The following is a 24,946-nucleotide window of genomic DNA, read 5'->3' as shown; positions in this document are numbered from 1 at the left end:
ATTAATCATTTTTATAGTGACTTCACAATATTCTCAATCGTGGTTTGTAGCTCGTCCACATGTACTTCTTGCATATCCCCAGTTTTACGAACCTTGAGTTCCACGATTCCCTCTGAGGCCTTTTTTCCAACTGTAATACGAATTGGCATTCCGATTAAGTCAGAGTCAGCGAACTTCACACCTGGACGCTCTTGACGATCATCGAATAATACATCGAAGCGAGCAGCCTTAAGTTTTGCATACATCTCCTCCGCTAATTGCGCCTGTGATGCATCTTTCATGTTTACCGCAATTAAGTGCAAATCGAAAGGAGCCAGCGCGGTTGGCCAAATTAGTCCTTTTTCATCGTTAAATTGTTCAACCACGGCAGCCATGGTACGAGAGACTCCGATTCCATAGCATCCCATAATCATTGGTTGAGTTCTGCCGTTTTCATCAAGATACGTCGCACCCATTGCTTCACTGTAGCGAGTACCTAATTTAAAGACGTGACCAACTTCAATTCCTTTAGCAAACAAAATCTTCCCTTCACCATCTGGAGATGGATCCCCTTCTTGAATAAAGCGAAGGTCAGCAAATTGACTCACTTCAAAGTCACGCTCAGGGTTTACATTGATGTAATGATAATCCTCTTCATTTGCACCACATACACCATTCACGATCGCTGCGACAGCGTGATCGGCAACAATTTCAACATCCTTAGCCTTGACGGGACCAAGAGATCCAACTGCACAGCCGAGCACGGACTTTGTCTCATCGGCATCCGCAAGCTCAGCAGTCGTTGCTCCCAACAGATTCTTTAATTTGATATCATTCACTTCATGATCTCCGCGTACAAGCGTAAGAACATAACGGTCGTCAACCTTGAACAGCATGGATTTAATACAATCCTTTGCTTCTACTTTAAGGAAGTTTGCAACTTCTTCAATGGTCTTTTTATTCTCTGTTAGTACTTTTTCGATTTCTTTAGTAGCTTCAGCTTTTTTCTCATAATCCATTACAACTGGGGCCATTTCGATATTTGCCGCATAGCTGGAAGTATCAGAATAAGCAATTGTATCTTCTCCAACATCAGAAAGAACCATGAATTCATGAGTATCTTTCCCACCCATTGCACCAGAATCGGCGATGACAGCCCGGAAATCTAAGCCACATCGAGAGAAAATATTGCTATAAGCCTCGAAAAGACGTTGATATGTTTGATCTAGGCTTTCCTGAGTAGAGTGGAAGGAATAAGCATCTTTCATAATGAATTCGCGACCACGTAAAAGTCCAAAGCGTGGACGTTTTTCATCACGGAATTTTGTTTGAATTTGATATAAAGATAAAGGCAAACGCTTATATGATTTTACTTCATCACGGATTAGACTCGTAATGACTTCCTCATGAGTTGCACCTAGAGCAAACTCACGATCATGGCGATCTTTCATACGCATCAGTTCTGGACCATATGTATACCAGCGACCAGATTCCTGCCATAATTCTGATTGTTGCAGAGCGGGCATTAAAAGCTCCACGGAACCTGCTTGATCCATTTCCTCACGAACAATATGTTCTACTTTTTGAAGCACTTTCCGAGCAAGTGGTAAATAAGAGTACACACCACTAGCATTTTGACGGATATAACCTGCTCTTAAAAGCAATTGATGACTCTTTATTTCGGCATCAGCTGGTACTTCTCTTAGTGTTGGGATTAAAGTCATACTTTGTTTCATTTTGTAAATACACCTCATCTAAATCGAAATGGCAAAAAAGAACAGCGGAAGCGCCCAATTGATGCGACCTCATCTAGTCACTGGGCGCATGAACTTACAAACATAAGTTTAAGTAAATTAAATCTATCTTTCCACTTTTTTTATAAGGCTCTTTTCTCAAGCTTTTGTTGCTTTTGAATGGATGAAGCTTGTTTCACTCCAAATAGCTTTTTAAATATAAGAAAAGAGCTTGCAAACTCACTACAACGTACAATAATAGATTACCTTGCGTTAAAATCGGCTTTAGGTAGTAAAAATCGGCTTTAAGATTTTTACAATTTTAACAATAATTTATACGAAAACAGCCTTTTATAAAAAGAATCTTTGGATATCGTTCCATGTAACGACAAGCATTAAGAGCATTAATAATGCAAAACCGATGAAATGAACCATCCCTTCCTTTTGGGGGTCAATCGGTTTTCCTCTAACTGCTTCGACTGCAAAGAACATCAATCTACCACCATCCAAGGCTGGTATTGGCAGTAAGTTCATGATTCCAAGATTAATACTCAATACAGCTGCCCATCTCATTAAATACCAAACACCTGATTGAGCTACGATACTCGTCGATTCGTAAATTCCAACTGGCCCTGCAAGGGCATCAATTGAAAACTGACCAGTAACAAGTTTCCCAACGGCAAAAATGATTTCTTTCGTCCAAGTGTAGGTTTCTTCAAATCCATATAAAATTGCTTTTAAGGTATCCTTTTCAATTGGAGCGTACACACCGATAATCCCAATTGTTTGGTTTTTACCACCTTCGAGCTCTACTTCTCTTTTATCAGGAGTAACGGGAATTTCTAAAGTCTCCCCATTACGATGCACAAGGAACTCTAGCTCGTTTTCCGGATTTTTCTGGATGATTTCCACGACATCCGACCAACTTGAAATTTCTGCTCCTTCAATGCTTTGAACAACATCCCCTTGTTTCAGACCCGCCTCGAGAGCTGACCCATCAGCAGCCAGTTCCCCTAATACTGGTTGATCGGACGGCATCCCTTGAAACAAAGCGATAATCATAAAAACAACAATCGCAAGGATAAAGTTCATCATCGGTCCAGCAAAAATTGCCAAGGTTCTTTGCCCAATTGTCTTGGAAGCAAACTGTCTGTCATGTGGGGCTATTTGTGTTTCTGCTCCATTTTCAACAAAAACTGCACTACGGCTTATCGAGAAGGTTTTTAGTTCTTCTTCGTTTCCATCTTCATAGCCTTTTATATATAACTGATGTTCTACATCTGCCTGTTCGACTTCAACCACAAGAGCGTCCGGATATTTATCCTTGTTATTAAGGATGACTTTATTTACTTTTTTATCTTCTCCGAACAATAGACCGATTCGGTGACCGGGTTTAATTTCGACCATCTCTGGATCTTCACCGGCCATTCTAACAAAGCCACCTATCGGTAAGAGACGGATTGTATAAACTGTTTCGTTACGCTTATGAGAAAAAATTTTCGGTCCAAATCCAATTGCAAATTCTCGGCATAAAATTCCAGCACGTTTTGCAAAAATTAGGTGACCCAGTTCATGAAAGAAAACAAGAGCCCCGAAAATAACAATAAAGGCAATAACTGTACTCAACTGAATGACCACCTTTTTTAAATAAGTGATAATACCGACTTTCTTGTTTGTTCATCAATTTCCTGTATTGTTTCTAAATCTGGGTTCGTAATGATTGTATGCTTGTGTAGCTCACGTTCAATCAAATCTTCAATTTGCAGAAAGGTAATTTTCCCCTCTAAAAACGCAGCGACAGCTGCTTCGTTTGCAGCATTTAATACTGTAGGCATTGTTCCTCCAGCCATTCCAGCATCATAGGCAAACTTCAGGCAACGGAAACGGTCAAAATCCATTTCACGAAAATGTAGCTTTCCAATTTGCGCAAGACTTAGTCTGCTCCCTGTAGGATGGGGCATCCTATCTGGATATGTGAGAGCGTATTGAATCGGCACTCTCATATCTGGGGTCCCCAGTTGCGCAATGATGCTAGTATCATGGAATTCAACCATTGAATGGATGATGCTCTCTTTATGGAGAACAACTGAAATCTTTTCATAAGGAAGTGAAAACAACCAATGCGCCTCTATAACTTCAAGACCTTTATTCATCATGGTAGCCGAGTCAATGGTGATTTTAGCTCCCATAGACCAATTTGGATGATTCAAGGCCTCACGAACGGTTACGTTTTTCAACTCTTCCCGTTTCCGATCCCGGAAGCTTCCTCCTGATGCAGTCAAAATGAGTTGTTCAATATTTTTTGCCTGCTCTCCCTGAAGAGCTTGAAATATCGCAGAATGTTCACTATCAACAGGAAGGATTGGCACATTATGTTGAATGGCTGCCTCCATCACAAGGTGGCCAGCTGTTACCAACGTCTCTTTATTTGCTATGGCAATGGTTTTCCCAGCCTGTATCGCCTTAAGTGTCGGCGACAAACCTACACTACCAAGGACGGCGTTGACCAAAATATCAGCCTTGTCATAGACTGCAGCTTCTTCAATCCCACTAGGACCATATCCAATTGAAAGGCCGGGAAACTCAGTTTGTAAGGTCTCACAATCTACCTTCTCTTGGACAGAGACAAACTCCGGTTTGAATTCTATGATTATTTTACGGACAGAATCTAAATTACGTCCCGCAGATATGGCGACTAATTGAAAGGCTTCTCGATGCCCTCTTATAATGTCCAACGTCTGAATCCCAATGGATCCTGTCGCCCCCAATAAGCTTATTTTCTTCACTACAACCACTCCTAATTCACCAAACAGGACACTAAGCAAAACCCTTTGTCCCTTACAAATTCATTGTTGTTTATTCCCGTATGCACCTAGCTCCATCATCCATTATAACAAATTCATAAAGTGTAAGAGCGGTAAGACAAATAAGAGGCTGTCAAACCTGTCCAATATACCCCCGTGACCCGGAAGGATTGTTCCGGAATCTTTTATATTGTAATGACGCTTCAATGCAGATTCAACTAAATCGCCAACCTGACCAAAGATAGACAGTATGATAGTTGCGATAATTAACAACACAATTGGTACACCGATTTCAGTAAACATCGCAAATAATACCGCAACAATGATGGCACAAAGAATGCCTCCAATAGAACCCTCAATCGTTTTGTTCGGGCTAATCTCAGGCCAGAGTTTTCTCTTGCCGAGTGAGCGTCCGATAAAGTAGGCACCTGAATCCGTTGCCCAAATGATAAATAGGGAATAGACAACAAACGTTAAACCATTGTCCGCTCCCCTTGTCTCGATAAAATAGTAAAAACCAATTCCCACATAAAGGGTTGCCAGTACAGAAAAAGCGACCTCGTCAAAACTAAAACGATTTTTTGTAATAACTGTATATGTTAAAAATAACAAGACAGCCAATAGTGCAAGCTCAATTTTCGTATAGTTCATATTGCTTAGAATGCCAATATGTTCACTCGGAATCAGGAAAATCCAAAGTAAAATAAGCGAAATAATCCCTGGTATTGATGCAAGCTTGATGTTTTGCATTTTTAAAGCCTCGTACAACCCAACTGACGCAAGTAAATAGACCATTAGAATAAATGGTAGCCCTCCAATTAACACAATCGGAAGGAATATAGCTGCTGCTATGACTCCTGTTATGATTCGTTGCTTCATCTAATTCACACCTTTATTAAACTCCGCCAAAGCGACGCTGACGGCCTTGGAACACTTCTACAGCCTCAACGAAATGTTCTTCACTGAAATCTGGCCATAAAACCTCTGTAAAAAAGAACTCTGTATATGCAAGTTGCCAAAGCATAAAGTTGCTTAGCCTGATTTCACCGCTTGTTCGAATTAACAAGTCAGGATCTTCTAACTCAGAAGTCATTAAATAGGATGAGAAAACTTCTTCGTTAAGGTTTTCCTTATCTAGTGTACCATTTTCACAATCATTTAAGACCTGTTTAACAGCTTGGAGAATCTCCACTCGGCTCCCATAATTAAGAGCAAAATTTAAGACCAGACCAGTATTCTCTTTAGTATCATCCATTGCTTTCTTAACAGCATTTAGCGTGTGAGCTGGCAATTGCTCAGTATTTCCCATCATGGTTACTCGAACATTTTCTTCAACCAATTCGGGTAAAAAGGAGCCAAGGAATTCTTCCGGAAGCTTCATCAGAAAATCCACTTCCATTTTTGGCCGTTTCCAGTTTTCCGTCGAAAAGGCATAAAGAGTCAAGGTTCTCACACCAAGTTCATTTGCAAGACGAGTGATTTTGCGGACCACTTTCATCCCCTCATGATGTCCCGCTACCCTCGGTAAAGAACGTTTCTTTGCCCATCGCCCATTGCCGTCCATAATGATGGCTATATGTGAGGGAACCTCCTGAGATTTTATTTGTATTTTTCGATCACGGAGACTGGAAGGTTGATTCTGGGACTTCCAGGGATTTAGTTTATTTAACATAAGACAGCTCCCCTAAAAATAGGATAATACTCTCACCCAAAAAGAAATAGTCTTCTAGCTGGTTTTTAGCATATGTTCCTATCATACCAAAAATGAAAAAAGATATCTCTATAAAAAGAATATGTAAGCTTATTCTAAAACAGAATGTTTTATTTTTGATTCTGCACAATCATATCTATGAAAAAACCCCCTGTAAAAGAGGGTCTTTTAACTATTTAGTTTACCATAGCTGATACTGAGATTAAACTTCCAGTAGTTCTTTTTCCTTATCCTTAGTTACTTGGTCCACTTTGTTGATATATTCGTCCGTTATCTTTTGGATATCATCTGAATATCCACGAAGACCATCTTCAGTAATCTCACCGTTCTTTTCAAGTTTCTTTAAATCATCATTTGCATCACGACGGATATTACGAACGGCAATTTTAGCTTCTTCTGATTCCTTACGAACCTGCTTAACCAATTCCTTACGACGCTCTTCTGTTAACTGTGGAATGGCCAAGCGAATGATTGAACCATCATTTGTTGGGTTAATTCCTAGGTCCGATTTCATAATCGCTTTTTCAATTTCACTTAGAATAGATTTATCATAAGGTTGAATAACTAGAAGCCTAGCTTCTGGAACAGAAATTCCAGCTAGCTGATTTATAGGAGTTGGCGCGCCATAATAATCAACCGTAATTCTGTCTAAAAGAGAGGCATTTGCTCGCCCGGCACGGATTGAAGCCAACTCACGTGTGTAAGCTTGAATTGCTTTTGTCATTTTTTCTTTCGCTTTATCAATGACTTGTTTTGGCATGATTATTTCCCCCTAACAATAGTTCCAATTTTTTCACCCATTACAGCTCTCTTAATATTCCCTTCCTCCATTATAGAGAATACAATTAAAGGAATATTGTTGTCCATACATAAAGATGAAGCAGTCGAATCCATAACAGCTAAGCCTTCTTTAATGACGTCAAGGTATGATAGCTCATCGTACTTGACGGCATTTGGATCCATACGTGGGTCGGCAGAATACACTCCGTCCACATTGTTTTTCGCCATTAAAATGACTTCTGCCTCAATTTCTGCAGCTCTTAAGGCTGCTGTGGTATCGGTTGAGAAGTAAGGATTCCCAGTACCAGCAGCGAAAATAACCACTCGAGTCTTTTCAAGGTGTCGAATTGCACGTCGACGAATATATGGTTCCGCAACTTGTCGCATTTCAATGGATGTCTGTACTCTTGTTTCAATTCCTTCTTGTTCGAGACTATCCTGAAGAGCTAGTGAATTCATAACCGTAGCAAGCATTCCCATATAGTCAGCCGTTGCACGATCCATTCCCATTTCCTCACCGATTTTGCCACGCCATATATTTCCTCCACCTACAACAACAGCGACCTCTACACCTAATTCTGCAAGTTCTTTTACCTGTCCGGCAACGTTTTTAATCACAGAAGGATTAATGCCAAAACCATTTTCACCTGCCAGTGCTTCCCCACTCAACTTTAAAACAACACGTTTGTATTTTGGGTTGCTCATAGAAACCTCCAGTAAAATAGAAATGTGAAAGCGCCTGTCCAGCCCCGTGAGTCTAGACGAGCCGGCCAGAAGGTTGTTTTTTAACCTTCTTGACGGATTGCCCGAAAAGTATAGGCGACTGTCCAGGGACGACAAGCATAAGACGCGACCTGCAAGAAGGTGTTCTTTACCTTCTTACAGGGGGTGGCTTATGTCTCGAGTCCCTAGGAGCCGACACTAGACAAGCTTATGACCCGAGGGGCTAGGCGCTGCAACTAGACACACCGAAATGTGAAAGCGCCTGTCCAGCCCCGACAGGCATAAGACGAGCCGGCCAGAAGGTTGTTTTTTAACCTTCTTGACGGATTGGCTTATGACCCGAGGGGCTAGGCGCTGCAACTAGACACCGAAATGTGAAAGCGCCTGTCCAAAGCACTTAATTAGAAGATTAACCAATTCCTCTCTCCAAAAACAGGGAACACATAGTGTTCCCTGGTCAGAAAAAATAGACTTGGTTAAGATTATTTTTTATTAACTTGGTTCATAACTTCTTCTGCGAAATTATCTTCACGCTTTTCGATACCTTCTCCTACTTCAAAGCGAACGAACTCGCGTACAGTACCACCTTTAGATTCAACAAACTGGCGTACTTTTTGATCAGGATTTTTAACAAAAGTTTGGTCAAGAAGGCAAACATCTTCGAAATACTTTCCAAGGCGTCCTTCTACCATTTTCGCTACGATATTCTCAGGCTTTCCTTCGTTAAGAGCTTGTTGAGTAAGAACTTGGCGCTCACGCTCAACCTCTTCTTGGGAAACCTCATCACGAGAAACATATTTAGGGTTTAGAGCTGCAACATGCATTGAAACATCCTTCGCAGCCGTTTCGTCAGTTGTTCCTTCAAGAACAGTTAGAACCGCAATGCGGCCACCCATGTGTAGGTATGCACCAAATGCATCTGCATCTGTTTTAGTAGCTACTACAAAACGACGTAGGGAAAGCTTTTCACCGATTTTAGCAATGGCAGCATTTACATGAGCATCAACGGATGCACCATTTTCCATTGTTTGTGTAAGAGCCTCTTCAAGGTTTGCAGGCTTATTTTTTAGAATATGCTCACCAAGCTCTTTTACTAGGTTTTGGAAGCCTTCGTTTTTCGCAACGAAATCTGTTTCAGAGTTCACTTCTAGAATTACAGCTTCATTGCCTTCTACTACGACACTCGCTAAACCTTCAGCAGCAATACGGTCTCCCTTTTTAGCTGCCTTTGCAATTCCTTTTTCACGAAGGAAGTCAATTGCTTTTTCCATATCTCCATCTACTTCTTGAAGTGCCTTTTTACAGTCCATCATTCCTGCGCCTGTTTTTTCACGCAATTCTTTAACCATTTGTGCAGTAATTGCCATAACGATTATCCTCCTTAAGGTTATTGTGATATGTACCTATTCCATATTTTCTCACTATTATTGAGATTTAAACTTATAAGCGAAAGGCCTCGTAGACATTTTCACTTTAAAAAAAGGTGATAAAGGGTATCCCTATATCACCTTTCCCCAAAACTTAAACTTACGCTTCTACAGGTTCAGCTGTTTCTTCACCTTGTTTTGCTTCAAGGATAGCATCAGCCATTTTTCCTGTTAAAAGTTTTACAGCACGGATTGCATCATCGTTTGCAGGAATCACAACATCGATTTCATCCGGATCACAGTTTGTATCAACGATACCTACGATAGGAATGTTCAATTTACGTGCTTCTGCAACAGCAATGCGCTCTTTACGAGGGTCGATGATGAAAAGAGCATCAGGAAGGCCCTTCATATCTTTAATTCCACCCAAGAATTTCTCTAAACGCTCTTGTTCTTTTCTAAGTTGAACAACTTCTTTTTTAGGAAGGACATCAAATGTACCATCTTCAGCCATTCTCTCAATATCTTTAAGGCGTCTAATACGCTTTTGGATTGTTTCGAAGTTTGTTAAAGTACCACCTAACCAACGTTGGTTAACATAGTACATTCCAGAACGTTCTGCTTCTTCTTTAACAGAATCTTGAGCTTGCTTCTTTGTACCAACGAAAAGAACTGTTCCGCCTTCAGCAGCAAGTTCCTTTACCCAGTTATAAGCTTCCTCAACCTTTTTAACTGTTTTTTGAAGATCGATGATGTAGATGCCGTTACGCTCAGTGAAAATATACTTTTTCATCTTAGGGTTCCAACGGCGAGTCTGGTGACCGAAGTGTACACCAGCTTCAAGCAATTGCTTCATAGAAATTACTGACATGTTTGTTTCCTCCTAATGGTTTGTTTTCCTCCGGCCATATCGTCTTTAGCGAAAACTGTTTGGAACAGCACCATTCGCATAAATCCATGACCGTGTGTATTAACACCGTTTAATAATATAGCATATGTGATAATGACAATCAAGTCTAACTTGAAGTTTATTTGAAAAGCGCAAGCGCCTGTTCAGCGGCGTATGGCCTGGAAGCTAAACAATCCCCTAGGTTAAGTCTTTTACACTTTCTTATCTCTTCAAAAACAAAAACCCCGTTCAGGCTATGAACAGGATTTTACATTCGACTATTCTTGATTAGTTTGCTTTTAATTTCTCCAGCTCAAACAAGAACTTGTCATTTAATACTTTGATATACGTCCCTTTCATTCCTAGAGAACGAGATTCGATTACTCCCGCACTTTCTAGTTTACGAAGAGCGTTTACGATCACAGAACGAGTAATTCCTACACGGTCTGCAATTTTAGAAGCAACAAGTAAGCCTTCTTTGCCGTTTAGTTCTTCAAAGATATGCTCGATTGCTTCTAATTCACTGTAGGAAAGAGAGCTAATCGCCATTTGTACAACAGCCTTGCTACGAGCCTCTTCTTCAATTTCTTCTGCCTTTTCACGAAGGATCTCCATACCAACAACAGTAGCACCGTATTCAGCAAGGATAAGGTCATCATCTTCAAAAGGTGCTGTTACACGACCAAGAAGCAAGGTACCAAGGCGCTCACCGCCACCAATAATTGGAACAATTGTTGTTAATCCGCTTTTAAAGAACTCTTTGTTTTCAACTGGGAAAATCGTATATTGACTTTCTACATCTAAATTAGGAGATGTTTCTTTAATATTAAACAAACCATTTGTATATTCCTCAGGGAACTGACGATCTTCAAGCATTTTTTTAATCCGGTCGTTTTCAATTTGTTGATTCACAGCAAAGCCTAGTAACTTTCCACGACGGCTGACAACAAAAATGTTCGCCTCGATGACCTCGGACAATGTCTCAGACATTTCCTTAAAGTTAACAGGTTTACCTGCCGCTTTTTGAAGTAGTGCATTGATTTTTCTCGTTTTTGATAGTAAGTCCATTAGTTCTTCCTCCTATTTTGCATAACAACCTATATGATGTTTTACATTTATTCAGCCATTTTAACCGGCTAATGCTTGTTTTTATTTACCCTATCCATCGCCAGGTAAAACGGTTTATAAAATAAACCTGCTCAAATCCTTGTTTCTAGATATAGCACCCAGTTTCTCTTCCACATATTGAGGTGTGATTAAGATTTCTCCCATTGAGATATCCGGTGCTTCAAAGCTTAAGTCTTCTAGCAATTTCTCTAAAATTGTATGAAGACGTCTTGCCCCGATATTGTCCGTGTTTTGGTTCACTTCATAAGCGACTTCCGCTACCTTACGAATAGCTTCGTCAGAAAATTCAATTTGTATACCTTCCGTTTCCAATAATGCTTTATATTGTTTGATTAGCGCATTATCTGGCTCAACAAGGATACGATAAAAATCGTCTACTGTTAGTTTTGTTAGTTCAACACGGATTGGAAAGCGCCCTTGAAGCTCAGGGATTAGGTCAGATGGCTTTGCCATGTGAAAGGCACCTGCAGCAACAAACAGAACATGATCCGTTTTTACCGGTCCATATTTGGTTACGATTGTTGAGCCCTCAACAATCGGCAAAATGTCCCTTTGAACTCCCTCACGCGAAACATCTGCGGAACCACCACCAGAACTCTTGCTTGCAATCTTATCGATTTCGTCGATAAAAATGATTCCGGATTGTTCAGCTCGAACAGTTGCTTCTAGCGTCACTTCATCCATATCAATTAACTTTTGAGCTTCTTCATTCGTTAATACTTTTCTCGCTTCTTTTACAGGAAGCTTCCGTTTTTTTCGTTTTTTGGGCATGAGGTTACTTAACGCATCCTGCATGTTCACACCCATTTGTTCCATACCAGAGCCCTGAAGCATGTCAAACATTGAAGGTGCCTGCTCTTCTACCTCAACAGAAATAACTTCGTTCTCCAATTCCCCTGCTTCTAGTTTTAATTGAACCGCTCTACGTTTTTCCTTAAGATTCATCTCTTCAGTGGAGGCTGTGGAATCTTGTTCCGCCTGCTGGGCTCCACCACCAAACAACATCTCAAGTGGGTTTTTATAGGACGTATTTTTCTTTGCTGAGGGAACCAATAATTCAACTAGTCGGCGGTTTGCATTTTCCTCAGCGCGCTCTTTTACACTTAACATTTTTTCTTCTTTAACAATGCGCACGGATGTCTCAACTAAGTCACGTACCATTGACTCCACATCACGTCCTACATAGCCAACTTCCGTAAATTTGGTTGCTTCAACCTTTACAAACGGCGCCCTTACCATCTTGGCAATTCTTCTGGCAATCTCGGTTTTCCCTACCCCTGTCGGTCCCATCATTAAGATGTTCTTAGGGCTAATTTCATCTCGGATACTTTCGTCTAGTAGACTTCTCCGGTACCGATTTCTCAGTGCGATTGCAACTGCCTTTTTCGCATCTTTTTGACCGATAATGTATTGATCGAGTCGCTCAACGATTTGTCTTGGGGTTAAATTGTTTGAATTATTCATGCATGCACACTCCTTCCCTACAATTCTTCCACAATAATGTTGGTATTGGTATACACACAAATATCAGCCGCAATTTCGAGGGCTGCCTTTGCAATTTCCGGTGCTGACAAATGTTCACCTGCATACTGTTTTAAAGACCTGCCTGCTGCTAAAGCATAATTACCACCTGAGCCGATTGCTAGAATTCCATCATCGGGTTCAATGACTTCACCTGTCCCAGAAATTAGCAATATATGATCTTCATTCATGACGATTAACATCGCCTCAAGTTGCCTCAACATTTTATCGCCGCGCCATTGTTTCGCTAACTCAACAGCCGCTCGCTGTAAACTTCCATTATACTCTTCAAGCTTAGCCTCGAACATTTCAAATAATGTGAAGGCATCCGCCACAGAACCAGCAAAACCAGCTACTACTTTTCCATTAAACAACTTTCGCACCTTACGTGCCGTGTGTTTCATCACAACTGCGTTGCCAAATGTGACCTGACCGTCCCCGGACATTGCACATTTCCCCTTATGTTGAACCGCAAAAATCGTTGTCGCATGAAATTGAGACATCCCTTTTTCCTCCTCCTGAGACTTTATGCCCTTGGATGTGTAGACATATAGGTTCGTCTTAAATGTTCGTTGGTAACATGAGTATAAACCTGGGTTGACGAAAGGAATGCATGACCAAGTAGTTCTTGTACCGTTCTTAAATCCGCTCCATTGCTTAACATATGTGTCGCAAAAGTATGTCTAAGCTTATGTGGATGAATCTTCCCATGCAGAGCAGATTTTTCAAACATTTTGTTTAAGACTTCACGAACTCCCCTATCGGTCAGCGGTCCACCTCTGAAATTAACAAAAAGAAAGCCATGATCCTCTTTGCCTTTTAACAAATCTCTACGAGCAGTTTGTATGTAGCTTTCGAGTTCATCATGAGCAAAGCTCCCAAATGGGACATACCTTTGTTTATGGCCTTTGCCATGGACCAAAACAGTTGAAAGATAAAAATCTAGGTCTGTAAGACGAATTTTACAGCATTCACTAACGCGAATCCCTGTACCATAAAGAAGTTCCAACAAGGCTTTATTTCTTTTCCCTAGAGCAGTATCGGTCTCACAAGATTCAAAGAATACATTCAATTCTTGTTCATAAAAAAAATCAGGCAAACGTTTTTCCGCTTTCGGGATGGATACAAGGGCCATCGGATTTTCATCTACGAGTTTCTCTCGAAGCAAAAACTTATAAAAACTACGAAGGCAGGAAATTCTTCGAGCTACTGTTTTTCTTGATAATTGTTTCTCGTATAGTTTTGTCAGGTAAATCCTCACATCTGAATATTGAACATCCTTTAAACTCAAGATTGCTTCTTCTTTCATAAAGTCAAAAAAATCGGTCACATCGTGATGATAGTGTTCAACAGTGTATTGTGAACAGTTTTTTTCAATTTGTAAATATTCAATAAACAATTTTAAAGAAATGTTCACATTTTCCGTCAATACGAATCACCCCACAGAGGCTACTAAATGGTATCATAATTTAGCAGTCTATTGCAATATAGTTTACAAATTTTTCACAAATTTCTGAATTGTTTCCAATGCTCTGTTTGCGTGTGCCTCATTTCTTTCCTGCTTATTTTTAATTTTTACTGGTAAGTCCGGCAATAAACCAAAGTTTGCATTCATCGGTTGGAAATTTTTCGCATTGGTTGTCGTAATATAATGCGCCATACTTCCTATCGCGGTCTCAGCTGGAAAACTTACAGGTAAGGAATTTTGAACTAATCTTGCTGCATTAATGCCAGCAACCAAACCGCTAGCAGCTGACTCTACATAACCCTCGACCCCCGTCATTTGACCAGCAAAGAATAGGTCCTCTCTATTTTTAAACTGATAGGTTGCCTTGAGTACCTTTGGTGAATTAATAAACGTATTTCGGTGCATGACTCCGTAACGAACAATTTCAGCATTCTCAAGTCCTGGAATTAATCGAATCACTTCTTTTTGAGGTCCCCATTTTAAATGAGTTTGAAACCCGACAATATTATAAAGAGTTCCTGCCGCATCATCTTGACGAAGCTGAACAACAGCATATGGGCGCTTTCCCGTTTTCGGATCTTCAAGCCCTACTGGCTTCATTGGACCAAATAACATTGTCTTTCTCCCGCGATTGGCCATTACTTCAATCGGCATACACCCTTCAAAGAAAACCTCTTTTTCAAATTCCTTTAACGGTACCGTTTCGGCTGCAATTAAAGCCTCATAAAAACGATTGAATTCTTCTTCCGTCATTGGGCAGTTTAAATAAGCCGCTTCCCCTTTGTCATAGCGAGATTTTAAGTAGACCTTCTCCATGTCAATGCTATCTTTTTCAAGTATCGGTGCAGCTGCATCATAAAAGTAAAGATACTCTTCCCCAGTTAGTTCCTTCAATCCCTGTGACAGTGCTTCACTTGTTAATGGGCCTGTTGCAATAATCGTCGGTCCCTCTGGTATTCCCACTACCTCTTCATTGATGACCGTAACATTCGGGTGATTTTTCACCTGCTCGGTCACTCGAGCTGCAAAGTCATGACGGTCCACGGCAAGTGCACCTCCAGCTGGTACAGAACTGGCATCAGCACAGCCGATAATAACAGAATCAAGCATCCTCATCTCTTCTTTTAGAACACCCACAGCATTCGTCAGGGTATTGGCTCGAAGGGAGTTGCTGCACACCAATTCAGCAAATTTATCTGTGTGGTGAGCTGGCGTCTGCTTAACTGGCCTCATTTCATAAAGTCGTACGTTAATTCCTCGTTTGGCTAATTGCCAAGCTGCTTCACTGCCGGCTAGGCCAGCACCTACAACATTTACTACTGTATCTGTCATTTTGATCCTCCACTTGCTTACTTTATCTATACGCGTTCGTTTATCTATTTTGCCCTTAATTGTCCATTTTGCACTTAAGGATACGATTTTAAAAGAAAAAAGTTTCAAATTGACAAAAAATGATTCTACCACAAAATAAAGCTTGTATCAAAGGAGTTGTTTCAAATGGTGTTTTCTTAAAGATTGTTGTTAAAATTGTAAAAATCTTAAAGCCGATTTTTACTATCTAAAGCCGATTTTAACGTAAGATAACCTATTTTGTACGTTACAGTAAGTATGCAAGCTCTTTTCTCATATTTAAAATGCTGTTTTTTTTAGAGAAACAAAGCCTCATCCATCCTATTTTGTATCCAAAAGCAACAACGTTTGAGAAAAGAGCCTTTCAAATACTTTTTACACAAGCTCTTATCCTAACACAACAATACAAAAAAGAGTGAGCAAATGCTCACTCTATTGTTGTGGTGCTTCTTTATAATCACATTGTGTACAAGAAACCTGGACACCCTTTTTTAGTTTTTTCTCAACTAAGAGACTTTCACATTTTGGACAGCTTCTGGCGATTGGTTTGTCCCAAGAAAGAAATTCGCATCCAGGATATTGGTCACACCCATAAAAAATGCGGCGCTTTTTGCTTTTTCGCTCAATGATATTTCCTTCTTTACAATTTGGACATTTTACTCCAATTTCTTTTACAATTGCCTTCGTATTTCGACAATCAGGGAAATTGCTGCAAGCCATGAATTTACCATATCGTCCCATTTTGAAGACCATAGCGTTTCCGCATTGTTCACAATCTTCCCCTGCAGGCTCATCTTTAATTTCTATTTCCTGCATTTCTTTTTCTGCCTTTTCAAGATCTTTTTCAAATTCCTTGTAGAATTCATCGATAATTTTAACCCAGTTCACACTGCCCTCTTCAATGTTATCTAGGTCTTGTTCCATCTTCGCAGTGAATTCCGCATTAACAATATCCGGAAAGAACTCAATAATCAATTGGTCAACAATTTCCCCTAATTCAGTTGGTACAAACCGTTTATTATCGAGGCTAACATACCCTCGTTTCTGAATCGTATCAAGGGTTGGTGCATACGTTGAAGGTCGCCCTATTCCGAGTTCTTCTAAGGTTCTAACCAGCCTAGCTTCTGTATATCTTGGAGGCGGTTGGGTGAAGTGTTGTTTCGGTTCGATGTCCTTTTTTATCACTGCATCCCCTTCCATTAGATTAGGAAGGAGCTTGTCTTTTTCATCCACTTCATCGTCTGAGCCTTCTACATATACTTTCATGAAACCCGGAAACTTTACCTTCGAACCAGTTGCTCGGAAGATGACTCCAGAATTAACCAAATCAACACTCATCGTATCCATTACGGCTGGCGCCATTTGACTGGCAACGAAGCGTTCCCAAATCAATTTGTACAAACGTAACTGGTCCCTAGATAAATATTGTTTTAATTCAGCAGGGACCCTCAATGCACTTGTTGGTCGAATGGCTTCATGGGCATCTTGCGCATTCGCTTTCTTCTTTTCCTTTTTAATTCCACTCTTTAAAAATTCTTTCCCGTATTCATTGGTTATATAACCACTAGCTTCCTCCTGAGCGACTTCCGAGATTCTCGTTGAGTCGGTTCTCATGTAAGTGATTAAACCAACCGTTCCTTCTTTGCCAATGTCCACCCCTTCATATAATTGCTGCGCGAGCATCATAGTTTTTCTAGCTCTAAAATTCAACTTACGCGCTGCTTCCTGCTGTAAGGATGAAGTGATAAATGGAGGAGCCGGATTGCGTTTCCGTTCTTTCTTCGTAACAGTTTCAACTTTGAATTCATTTCCTTTTAGCTGTTGAAGAATTTTTTGAACATCCGCTTCCGATTTTAATTCGGCTTTCTTTGAATCGACTCCATAGAATGTTCCTTCAAACTTGCTCTTTCCTTTTAAAAATTCCGCACCAATGGTCCAGTATTCTTCTGGCTCAAAGTCCTGGATTTCTTTCTCCCGATTAATGATCATCCTTAACGCAACAGACTGCACTCTTCCTGCACTAAGGCCCTTTTTGACCTTTTTCCAAAGTAATGGACTGATGTTATAGCCAACAAGTCGATCTAAAATCCGTCGCGCTTGCTGCGCATCAACAAGATCCTTATTAATTGGCCTTGGGTGTTTAAAAGAATCTTTAATGGCATCTTTAGTGATTTCATTAAATACAACCCTGCAGTCCGAATCTACATCCACATTAAGACTACGAGCCAAATGCCAAGCAATTGCTTCCCCTTCGCGATCGGGGTCGGCCGCGAGATAAATTTTCTTTGCTTTTTTCGCAGCTGACTTTAATTCTTTTAAAATTGGGCCTTTTCCACGAATCGTAATGTATTTCGGCTCATATCCATGTTCAACATCAATTGCTGTCTGACTTTTTGGCAAGTCGATTACATGCCCCATTGAAGCTTTTACTTTATATTTTTTTCCTAGATACCGTTCAATCGTCTTCGCTTTCGCGGGAGACTCAACGATGACTAAATACTCCGACATTCAGTTAGTCCTCCTTAGAGGGAATAAAATTACCACTATTATTTAATATGCGGTTCCCCATTGTCAATACCTGGGTAAAGTAAGCGTTTTATTATTTTTATCTAGCCCGTTTATTGTTCAAATGGAGTTAGACGATGCACTTCCCGCTTTTCTATATCCAGCACCAGCATATACCGGTTTCGTTTTATTTCCTTTTTCTTTTAGTACTGATGCAAAATGTATAACAGATTTTAAATAATTTCAACTATTTTGTAGTAAATTTTCCAAATAGCATGCATTTCCACTTGAAATTTTATCCTTTTATTTCTGATTTTAGCCTTATTTTCCGACTAAATATAAATTTCTTCTATTATATCCTTTGGTTCCTTTATTAGTTTTGCTCCAAGTTGAATAAGCTCATTCGTTCCCGTGAAGGAAGGGTTTAGAATGCTTCCTGGTACCGCAAAAACATCTCTTCCTTCGCTCAATGCAAAATCAGCGGTGATAAACGAACCACTTCTTTTCTTGGCCTCAATCACCAAGGTTCCTTTTGCCAAACCACCAATGATCCTGTTCCTTAATGGAAACTGCCATTTTTCTGGTCTAGTATTTGGCGGGTATTCAGACAAGACGAGTTGCTCCGTCATCATGTGAGATGCGAGCCCAAGGTTTTCCCTTGGATAAATATGATGAAAGCCTCCCGCAATGACTGCAATAGTCCGACCTCCTAACCTTATCGCCATTTGATGAGCATGCGCATCTATCCCTCTGGCTAAACCACTAATGATGACAGCTTGATGTTTTATTAATTCCGGAAATAGAAATTCGATTGCACTTTTCCCGTAAGCGGTTGCCTCCCGACTACCAACGACTGCTAGTGGAAATGAACAATTCAATAGGGTTCTATCTCCCTTAGCCCATAACAACCATGGTGGTTGATATATATTTTTTAAAAGCGGAGGATAATCTGCATCAAATACACTAATCAAATGGATATCATTTCGAACATAATATTCAATAAGGTCGTCAATTGGTATTTGTTGAAGCAAGGGAAGAAATTCATTTTGCTTAGAGCTAATGGATGGTGCAGTAAGGGGAGAATAAAGGGCGGTTAACGATGGGTCGTCATTTAAAATTCGATAGACCGTTTTCCAGCTTTGGGGTTTGCAGTGCAGCAAATGAATCAATCTTTTTTTGAATTCATCCATTCGGAAGGGCCTCCTGTTCTTTGTAAGATTAACGCGCTAAAGGGCATTTCAAATATCCCTTTAAAAGTTCAATAAAATAGCAAACAGTCCCTCTTTTTCGAGGGACTGTTCCGTTTATGATTTTTAGTGTGTTTTACACTCTTCATATAGACCTTTTTCTTTAAGAACTTCAATCAAAGTTTCACCCATTACAGATGGAGTTTCAGCAACTTTAATGCCACATTCGTTCATCACACGAATTTTCTCGTCGGCAGTTCCTTTTCCACCAGAAATAATCGCACCAGCATGGCCCATACGCTTCCCTGGAGGTGCAGTTACTCCACCAATGAATCCTACCACAGGCTTCGTCATATTGGCTTTAACCCACTCAGCCGCTTCTTCTTCTGCCGTTCCGCCAATTTCACCAATCATGATGACTGCATAAGTTTCCGGGTCTTCATTGAAGGCTTTAAGAACATCAATGAAGTTCGTACCGTTAACAGGATCTCCACCGATCCCAACCGCAGTAGTTTGGCCAAGTCCAGCTTGTGTTAATTGGTGTACCGCTTCATAGGTTAATGTTCCTGAGCGGGAAACAACACCCACGTGCCCTTTTGTATGAATGTAACCAGGCATGATCCCGATTTTACACTCATCTGCAGTAATTACACCTGGACAGTTCGGACCCACTAGGCGTGTCTTCTTGCCTTCCATATAACGCTTAACTTTTACCATGTCAAGAACAGGAATATGCTCTGTGATACAAATAGCAAGATCAAGCTCTGCATCTACTGCTTCCATAATAGCATCAGCGGCAAATGGAGCTGGAACATAAATGACAGAAGCAGTTGCTCCAGTTGCAGCGACAGCCTCCTGTACAGTATTGAAAACAGGTACTCCTTCGACCTCTTGGCCGCCTTTTCCTGGAGTCGTACCACCAACGATTTTTGTACCATATTCAAGCATTTGTTTTGTATGAAAAAGGGCCGTTGAACCGGTAATCCCTTGGACAATGACTTTTGTATCTTTATTAATGAATACACTCATGACAAACGATTCTCCTTTCTATCCTACTTAACTAGTGAAACAATTTTTTGTGCGCCGTCAGCCATAGACTCAGCTGCAACAAGATTCAATCCAGATTCATTTAGAATCTTTTTACCTAAATCAACGTTTGTCCCCTCAAGACGAACAACAAGAGGAACTTGAAGGCCAACTTGTTTCGCAGCCTCCACAACACCTTCTGCGATGACGTCACATTTCATGATTCCACCAAAGATATTGACAAAAATACCCTTAACGTTTTTGTCGGATAGAATGATTTTAAATGCTTCAGTAACCTTTTCAGCTGTGGCACCGCCCCCAACATCAAGGAAGTTAGCCGGGTCGCCGCCGTAGTGTTTAACAATGTCCATTGTAGACATAGCTAGTCCAGCACCGTTGACCATACAGCCGATATTTCCGTCTAAGGAGATGTAGCTTAAATCATATTTAGAAGCTTCGATTTCTTTTTGATCTTCTTCATCAAGATCACGGAACTCAAGAATATCTTTATGACGGTAAAGAGCGTTTGAATCGAAGTTTAATTTAGCATCTAGTGCCATTACTTTTCCATCGCCTGTTACCACAAGTGGGTTAATTTCCGCGATTGAACAGTCTTTTTCGACATAAGCGTTATATAAGCCCATCATAAATTTAACAGCTTGGTTCACAAGCTCTTTAGGGATGTTGATATTAAACGCAATTCGACGTGCTTGGAAAGCAGTCAAACCAACAACAGGATCAATTTGCTCTTTGAAGATTTTTTCTGGAGTTGCCTCAGCTACTTCTTCAATTTCAGTTCCGCCTTCTTCTGAAGCCATTAATACAACGTGTGAAGTCGCACGGTCAAGAACAAGACCTACATAGTATTCCTTTTTAATGTCACAGCCTTCTTCAATTAACAGACGTTTCACTTCTTTGCCTTCTGGTCCAGTTTGGTGAGTGACTAGAGTTTTCCCTAAGATTTCACTCGCATATGTACGGACTTCATCCAGATTTTTTGCAACTTTAACTCCGCCCGCTTTTCCGCGGCCGCCAGCATGAATCTGTGCTTTTACAACACAAACTTGGGTTCCCAATTCCTTCGCAGCTTCAACAGCTTCTTCTACTGTAAATGCGACTTTCCCATTAGGTACCGATACCCCATATTGTCTGAGGACCTCTTTCCCTTGATACTCATGGATATTCATTTTCCCATCCTCCTATCAACCTCTACAAGTAAGCGCAAACAAAAACGATTCAAATAATTCACGCTAAATTGCAAAGATTTTTTTACACTACATTTGTTTCAAATAATAAACCAACGCTTTCATTGTATATAATGATAAATTACTTGTCTACCATTATGATTGAAATATTTCGCCTTTTTAAAAATTACAAAAACAGTTGACAAACGAAAGCACAGCCTGACCATTCGTTGCCTTAGCTGTGCTTTTACAAAGAAACCGTATAATGGGATAGTTCTTTATTTATTATAGTAAAATATTAAATATAGTCCTTAACCGGAGCGAAGCTTTTGCGATGGTACGGCGTTACTCCGTACCGTTTTATCGCTTCAAGATGTGCCGCAGTCCCGTAGCCCATATTAGATGAAAATCCATACTCAGGATACTTCCTACTTATTTCTATCATCATACGATCCCTGGTCACTTTTGCTATTATGGAAGCTGCTGCAATGGTTATACTGCGCGCATCTCCCTTAATGAGCGATTCGCTAGGATAAGGTGTTTCAAGTTTGACCGCATCGACCAACAAATAATCCGGCTTAGGGGCAAGCTGAGTCACCGCCTCAAGCATCGCCTTTTTAGCAGCCTCCAAAATATTTATTCGATCAATTTCAGCTGTATCAATGATCCCGACACCAACCGAGATTGCCTCCATTTTAATGCGTTCATAGTAGTCTTCTCTTTTTTGCTCAGTTAGCTTTTTAGAGTCATCTATTCCTGGCAGGTAGAAATCTTTTGGTAGGATAACGGCGGCGGCTACGACAGGTCCAGCCAGAGGGCCGCGACCTGCCTCATCAATACCAGCAATAAATTGGAAGCCCTGGTGTCTCAAATCTTCCTCGAAAGAAGTCATCTCTAAGAACTTCTTATGTAGTACTTGCTCTTTCTCCTGAAGTCGCTCCCACTTGTCGAGAATTCGTTGAACTCCTTTTCTTTCATCCTGTCGTAACGTTTGAACAAGTTCTTTTATGTCCTCGCCAGTTACAAGTAACTGTTGTTCTATTTCTTGTATTGTCAGTTTTTTCATCAAAATCGGTCGCTTTCCCAAATTGTTTAGTCCTTTTTAAGTTGGCTGTTGATTTCCGCTCCAGGCACGAGCGGTTCGCGGGCAGTCCGGGAGCCTGGCTAGCTGCAGCGCCTAGCCCTTCGAGTCGCTTCGGTCCGTCAGTTGAAGTCAAAGAACGACTTCATCTGTCGGCCCTCCAGCGCTTGTCAGGGCTGAACAAGGCGCTTCCGCTTTCTCCTCGTCGCTTCGCTCCTGCGGGGTTAATTGGTCCCTCACGCGGACCAATTCAACCTAGGTCTCCCCTGGCCTTGCACTCCCGCAGAAGTCTTCGTGCCTTCCGCTACAATCAACGGTAAGTATTATTACAGCGATTCTTAAATAAAATCAATATCATTGACTATCAGAGCCTTCTATCTTATCTAAATCACTTGGTCGTTCGAAGGATAGGGGTCCTAGCTTCTCTCCCCGGATTTCTCTAATAACCGTTTCTGCTACCTTATCATAGTCGATTTCTTTGCCTTGTTTGAATCCTCTAGCTAGACCAATTTTATCAAACATTTCAATGATATCCTCTGGGATTTCTTCCAAATGGAATCTTTCCCTTACTCTGTCAGGATACCTACTTCCGAGATAACGCAATGCATATACAGCTACATCGTCCAAGTTTAAAATCGCATCTTTAATTGCCCCAGTCACAGCCAATTTCAATCCCACTTCTTGATCCTCGAATTTAGGCCAAAGGATTCCCGGGGTATCTAATAACTCAAGCTCATTTCCAACCTTTATCCATTGCTGAGCCTTTGTGACACCAGGCATATTCCCTGTCTTGGCAATGTTTTTCCCATGCAGACGATTAATAAGTGTTGACTTTCCAGCATTAGGTATCCCTACAATCATCGCACGAATCGCTCTTGGTTTAACTCCTTTTGCTATGAGTCGTTCAAATTTATCATTCAGCAGCTTTTTAGCCTCATTCACAATTTGCTTCAACCCTGTGCCAGCTTGGGAATTAATCGCCAGTGCTGTGACACCCTGAGCTTTAAAATAGCGAATCCATTCAGCAGTGATTTCTTTATCTGCCATGTCCGCCTTATTTAATAAAACGATTCTCGGTTTGTGCTGAATGATTTCATCTATCATCGGGTTACGAGAAGAATGAGGGATTCTGGCATCTACTAGTTCAAAAATAATATCGACAAGCTTGAGTTTCTCAGTGACTTGCCTACGCGCCTTTGCCATATGGCCTGGAAACCATTGTATTGTCATCGCAAAAACCTCCTAAACACAATTAAACGCCTTGTTGACGCCCTGCGAGCAGGGGATGAACAAGGCGTTTTTAAAAATTTTTTACTCAATAAACCGTATGTCTTCTACTGGCCAATAAATAAAGTTGGTTTTTCCGAGTACTTCTTCAATTGGGACCGCCCCGATATGTCGGCTGTCTTTACTGAAGCGGCGATTGTCTCCCATTACGAAGATATGCCCCTCTGGTACCGTCTCACTACCTATCTTCTCTTCAAGTGTAAATGGATCTGTTAGCGGGCCATCAATTACTTGATTTTTATACTCTTCCAAGTATGGCTCTTCATAGGCTTTTCCATTCACATAGAGTGTATCATTTCGGTATTCGATTGTATCACCAGGTAGGCCAATCACTCTTTTTATGTAGTCCTTGTTTTCTGGTGCATGGAACACGACAATATCAAACCGATCAGGTTCGCCAATTTTATAGCTAAACTTGTTTACAATCATTCTATCCTGATCATGAAGGGTTGGCATCATCGATAACCCATCTACTACGATTGGAGCAAATAAGAAGTATCTGATCAATGCCGCAAGTAATACTGCAATTATAAGTGCTTTTATCCATTCCCATAATTCATTCTTATTCTTTGCCATTCTTTCCCCACCATTCTCAAGATCAGTTTACATATATATTCTATTTTACATAAGTCTTTCGCTTTAAACACGATGGGAGTGTTTTTTTAACATTTATTTCATATCTTATTAATAAAAGTCTACTAAAGATATTGATTTCCGCTCCAATCAACGTTTCAGAAAATCAGTAATATTCTTTAATAGAGACCACTATCCATTTATATCTATGAAAAAAGAGCTTGTCAGACAAGCTCTTTTTTGAATCTTACTAATGTTCTTATCGAATCTCTTTAATACGAGCTTTTTTACCACGTAATTGACGTAGGTAGTAAAGTTTCGCACGGCGTACTTTACCGCGACGGATTACTTCAAGCTTCGCAATTTTTGGTGTGTGTACAGGGAATGTACGCTCAACGCCTACACCGTAAGAAATCTTACGAACTGTAAAAGTTTCGCTGATTCCACCACCACGACGCTTAATTACAACACCTTCAAAAATCTGAATACGCTCACGAGTTCCCTCAACAACCTTAACGTGTACACGTACAGTGTCACCAGGACGGAATGTAGGTAAATCAGAACGAAGTTGTTCTTTTGTAATTTCTGCAATTAGATTTTGCATCGTTTTCAACTCCTCCCACAGATGCTCTTACTACTCTTGGTACAGC

General features: G+C 40.6%; 22 protein-coding genes. All 22 read right to left on the bottom strand.

Annotated features, from left to right (window positions below; genetic code table 11):
* Positions 1 to 11 precede the first annotated feature (11 nt).
* The 22 genes from LG336_RS05200 to rplS all read right to left on the bottom strand — a co-directional run bounded on the left by LG336_RS05200 (position 12) and on the right by rplS (position 24,900).
* Positions 12 to 1,715, bottom strand: a complete 1,704-nt coding sequence (locus LG336_RS05200) for a proline--tRNA ligase (protein ID WP_404331504.1) — start codon at positions 1,713 to 1,715, stop codon at positions 12 to 14.
* A gap of 348 nt (positions 1,716 to 2,063) precedes the next feature.
* The gene (gene rseP / locus LG336_RS05195; protein ID WP_404331503.1) at positions 2,064 to 3,338 is read right to left on the bottom strand and encodes an RIP metalloprotease RseP; all 1,275 of its coding nucleotides are present in this window, start codon (positions 3,336 to 3,338) and stop codon (positions 2,064 to 2,066) included.
* A gap of 17 nt (positions 3,339 to 3,355) precedes the next feature.
* Entirely contained in the window at positions 3,356 to 4,498 is a 1,143-nt protein-coding gene (gene dxr / locus LG336_RS05190; RefSeq protein ID WP_404331502.1) for a 1-deoxy-D-xylulose-5-phosphate reductoisomerase, read from the bottom strand.
* Positions 4,499 to 4,600: 102 nt separating this feature from the next.
* Positions 4,601 to 5,395: a phosphatidate cytidylyltransferase gene (locus LG336_RS05185; RefSeq protein ID WP_404331501.1), complete on the bottom strand. Its 795-nt coding sequence runs from the start codon at positions 5,393 to 5,395 to the stop codon at positions 4,601 to 4,603.
* A 16-nt stretch (positions 5,396 to 5,411) separates the two neighbouring features.
* Entirely contained in the window at positions 5,412 to 6,188 is a 777-nt protein-coding gene (locus LG336_RS05180) for an isoprenyl transferase (RefSeq protein ID WP_404331500.1), read from the bottom strand.
* A gap of 241 nt (positions 6,189 to 6,429) precedes the next feature.
* Positions 6,430 to 6,987, bottom strand: coding sequence for a ribosome recycling factor (gene frr / locus LG336_RS05175; RefSeq protein ID WP_404331499.1), 558 nt, complete (start codon positions 6,985 to 6,987; stop codon positions 6,430 to 6,432).
* Between the two features lie 2 nt (positions 6,988 to 6,989).
* The gene (pyrH, locus tag LG336_RS05170) at positions 6,990 to 7,712 is read right to left on the bottom strand and encodes a UMP kinase (protein ID WP_404331498.1); all 723 of its coding nucleotides are present in this window, start codon (positions 7,710 to 7,712) and stop codon (positions 6,990 to 6,992) included.
* A 500-nt stretch (positions 7,713 to 8,212) separates the two neighbouring features.
* A complete protein-coding gene (gene tsf / locus LG336_RS05165; protein ID WP_404331497.1) occupies positions 8,213 to 9,097 on the bottom strand; it encodes a translation elongation factor Ts in 885 nt (294 codons plus the stop codon).
* A gap of 160 nt (positions 9,098 to 9,257) precedes the next feature.
* The gene (rpsB, locus tag LG336_RS05160) at positions 9,258 to 9,968 is read right to left on the bottom strand and encodes a 30S ribosomal protein S2 (protein ID WP_404331496.1); all 711 of its coding nucleotides are present in this window, start codon (positions 9,966 to 9,968) and stop codon (positions 9,258 to 9,260) included.
* 306 nt (positions 9,969 to 10,274) lie between these two features.
* Entirely contained in the window at positions 10,275 to 11,054 is a 780-nt protein-coding gene (gene codY, locus LG336_RS05155) for a GTP-sensing pleiotropic transcriptional regulator CodY (RefSeq protein WP_404331495.1), read from the bottom strand.
* 114 nt (positions 11,055 to 11,168) lie between these two features.
* A complete protein-coding gene (gene hslU, locus LG336_RS05150; RefSeq protein WP_404331494.1) occupies positions 11,169 to 12,578 on the bottom strand; it encodes an HslU--HslV peptidase ATPase subunit in 1,410 nt (469 codons plus the stop codon).
* Between the two features lie 17 nt (positions 12,579 to 12,595).
* On the bottom strand, positions 12,596 to 13,138 hold the full coding sequence (gene hslV, locus LG336_RS05145; protein ID WP_404331493.1) for an ATP-dependent protease subunit HslV: 543 nt from the start codon (positions 13,136 to 13,138) through the stop codon (positions 12,596 to 12,598).
* 23 nt (positions 13,139 to 13,161) lie between these two features.
* Positions 13,162 to 14,064 carry a tyrosine recombinase XerC gene (xerC, locus tag LG336_RS05140; RefSeq protein WP_404331492.1) on the bottom strand — a complete coding sequence of 301 codons (903 nt, stop codon included), beginning with the start codon at positions 14,062 to 14,064 and terminating at the stop codon, positions 13,162 to 13,164.
* Between the two features lie 63 nt (positions 14,065 to 14,127).
* Entirely contained in the window at positions 14,128 to 15,435 is a 1,308-nt protein-coding gene (trmFO, locus tag LG336_RS05135; RefSeq protein ID WP_404331491.1) for an FADH(2)-oxidizing methylenetetrahydrofolate--tRNA-(uracil(54)-C(5))-methyltransferase TrmFO, read from the bottom strand.
* Between the two features lie 450 nt (positions 15,436 to 15,885).
* Positions 15,886 to 17,961 carry a type I DNA topoisomerase gene (gene topA, locus LG336_RS05130; protein WP_404331490.1) on the bottom strand — a complete coding sequence of 692 codons (2,076 nt, stop codon included), beginning with the start codon at positions 17,959 to 17,961 and terminating at the stop codon, positions 15,886 to 15,888.
* A gap of 329 nt (positions 17,962 to 18,290) precedes the next feature.
* Positions 18,291 to 19,148 (bottom strand): DNA-processing protein DprA, encoded by an 858-nt coding sequence (gene dprA / locus LG336_RS05125; protein ID WP_404331489.1) that lies wholly within the window; start codon positions 19,146 to 19,148, stop codon positions 18,291 to 18,293.
* A 123-nt stretch (positions 19,149 to 19,271) separates the two neighbouring features.
* Positions 19,272 to 20,174 carry a succinate--CoA ligase subunit alpha gene (gene sucD / locus LG336_RS05120; protein ID WP_404331487.1) on the bottom strand — a complete coding sequence of 301 codons (903 nt, stop codon included), beginning with the start codon at positions 20,172 to 20,174 and terminating at the stop codon, positions 19,272 to 19,274.
* Between the two features lie 23 nt (positions 20,175 to 20,197).
* Entirely contained in the window at positions 20,198 to 21,358 is a 1,161-nt protein-coding gene (gene sucC, locus LG336_RS05115; RefSeq protein WP_404331486.1) for an ADP-forming succinate--CoA ligase subunit beta, read from the bottom strand.
* A 295-nt stretch (positions 21,359 to 21,653) separates the two neighbouring features.
* Positions 21,654 to 22,421, bottom strand: a complete 768-nt coding sequence (locus tag LG336_RS05110) for a ribonuclease HII (protein ID WP_404333101.1) — start codon at positions 22,419 to 22,421, stop codon at positions 21,654 to 21,656.
* Positions 22,422 to 22,790: 369 nt separating this feature from the next.
* Complete coding sequence (gene ylqF, locus LG336_RS05105) at positions 22,791 to 23,666, bottom strand: ribosome biogenesis GTPase YlqF (protein ID WP_404331485.1); 876 nt, start codon at positions 23,664 to 23,666, stop codon at positions 22,791 to 22,793.
* An 81-nt stretch (positions 23,667 to 23,747) separates the two neighbouring features.
* On the bottom strand, positions 23,748 to 24,299 hold the full coding sequence (lepB, locus tag LG336_RS05100) for a signal peptidase I (RefSeq protein ID WP_404331484.1): 552 nt from the start codon (positions 24,297 to 24,299) through the stop codon (positions 23,748 to 23,750).
* 256 nt (positions 24,300 to 24,555) lie between these two features.
* Positions 24,556 to 24,900 carry a 50S ribosomal protein L19 gene (gene rplS / locus LG336_RS05095; protein WP_404331483.1) on the bottom strand — a complete coding sequence of 115 codons (345 nt, stop codon included), beginning with the start codon at positions 24,898 to 24,900 and terminating at the stop codon, positions 24,556 to 24,558.
* Between the last annotated feature and the right edge of the window lie 46 nt (positions 24,901 to 24,946).

Source organism: Mesobacillus maritimus (genome assembly GCF_044803185.1).
GTDB lineage: Bacteria > Bacillota > Bacilli > Bacillales > Cytobacillaceae > Mesobacillus_B > Mesobacillus_B maritimus_B.
The sequence above is the reverse complement of the archived record's forward strand: the minus strand, read 5'-3'. Positions and strand labels throughout refer to the sequence as shown.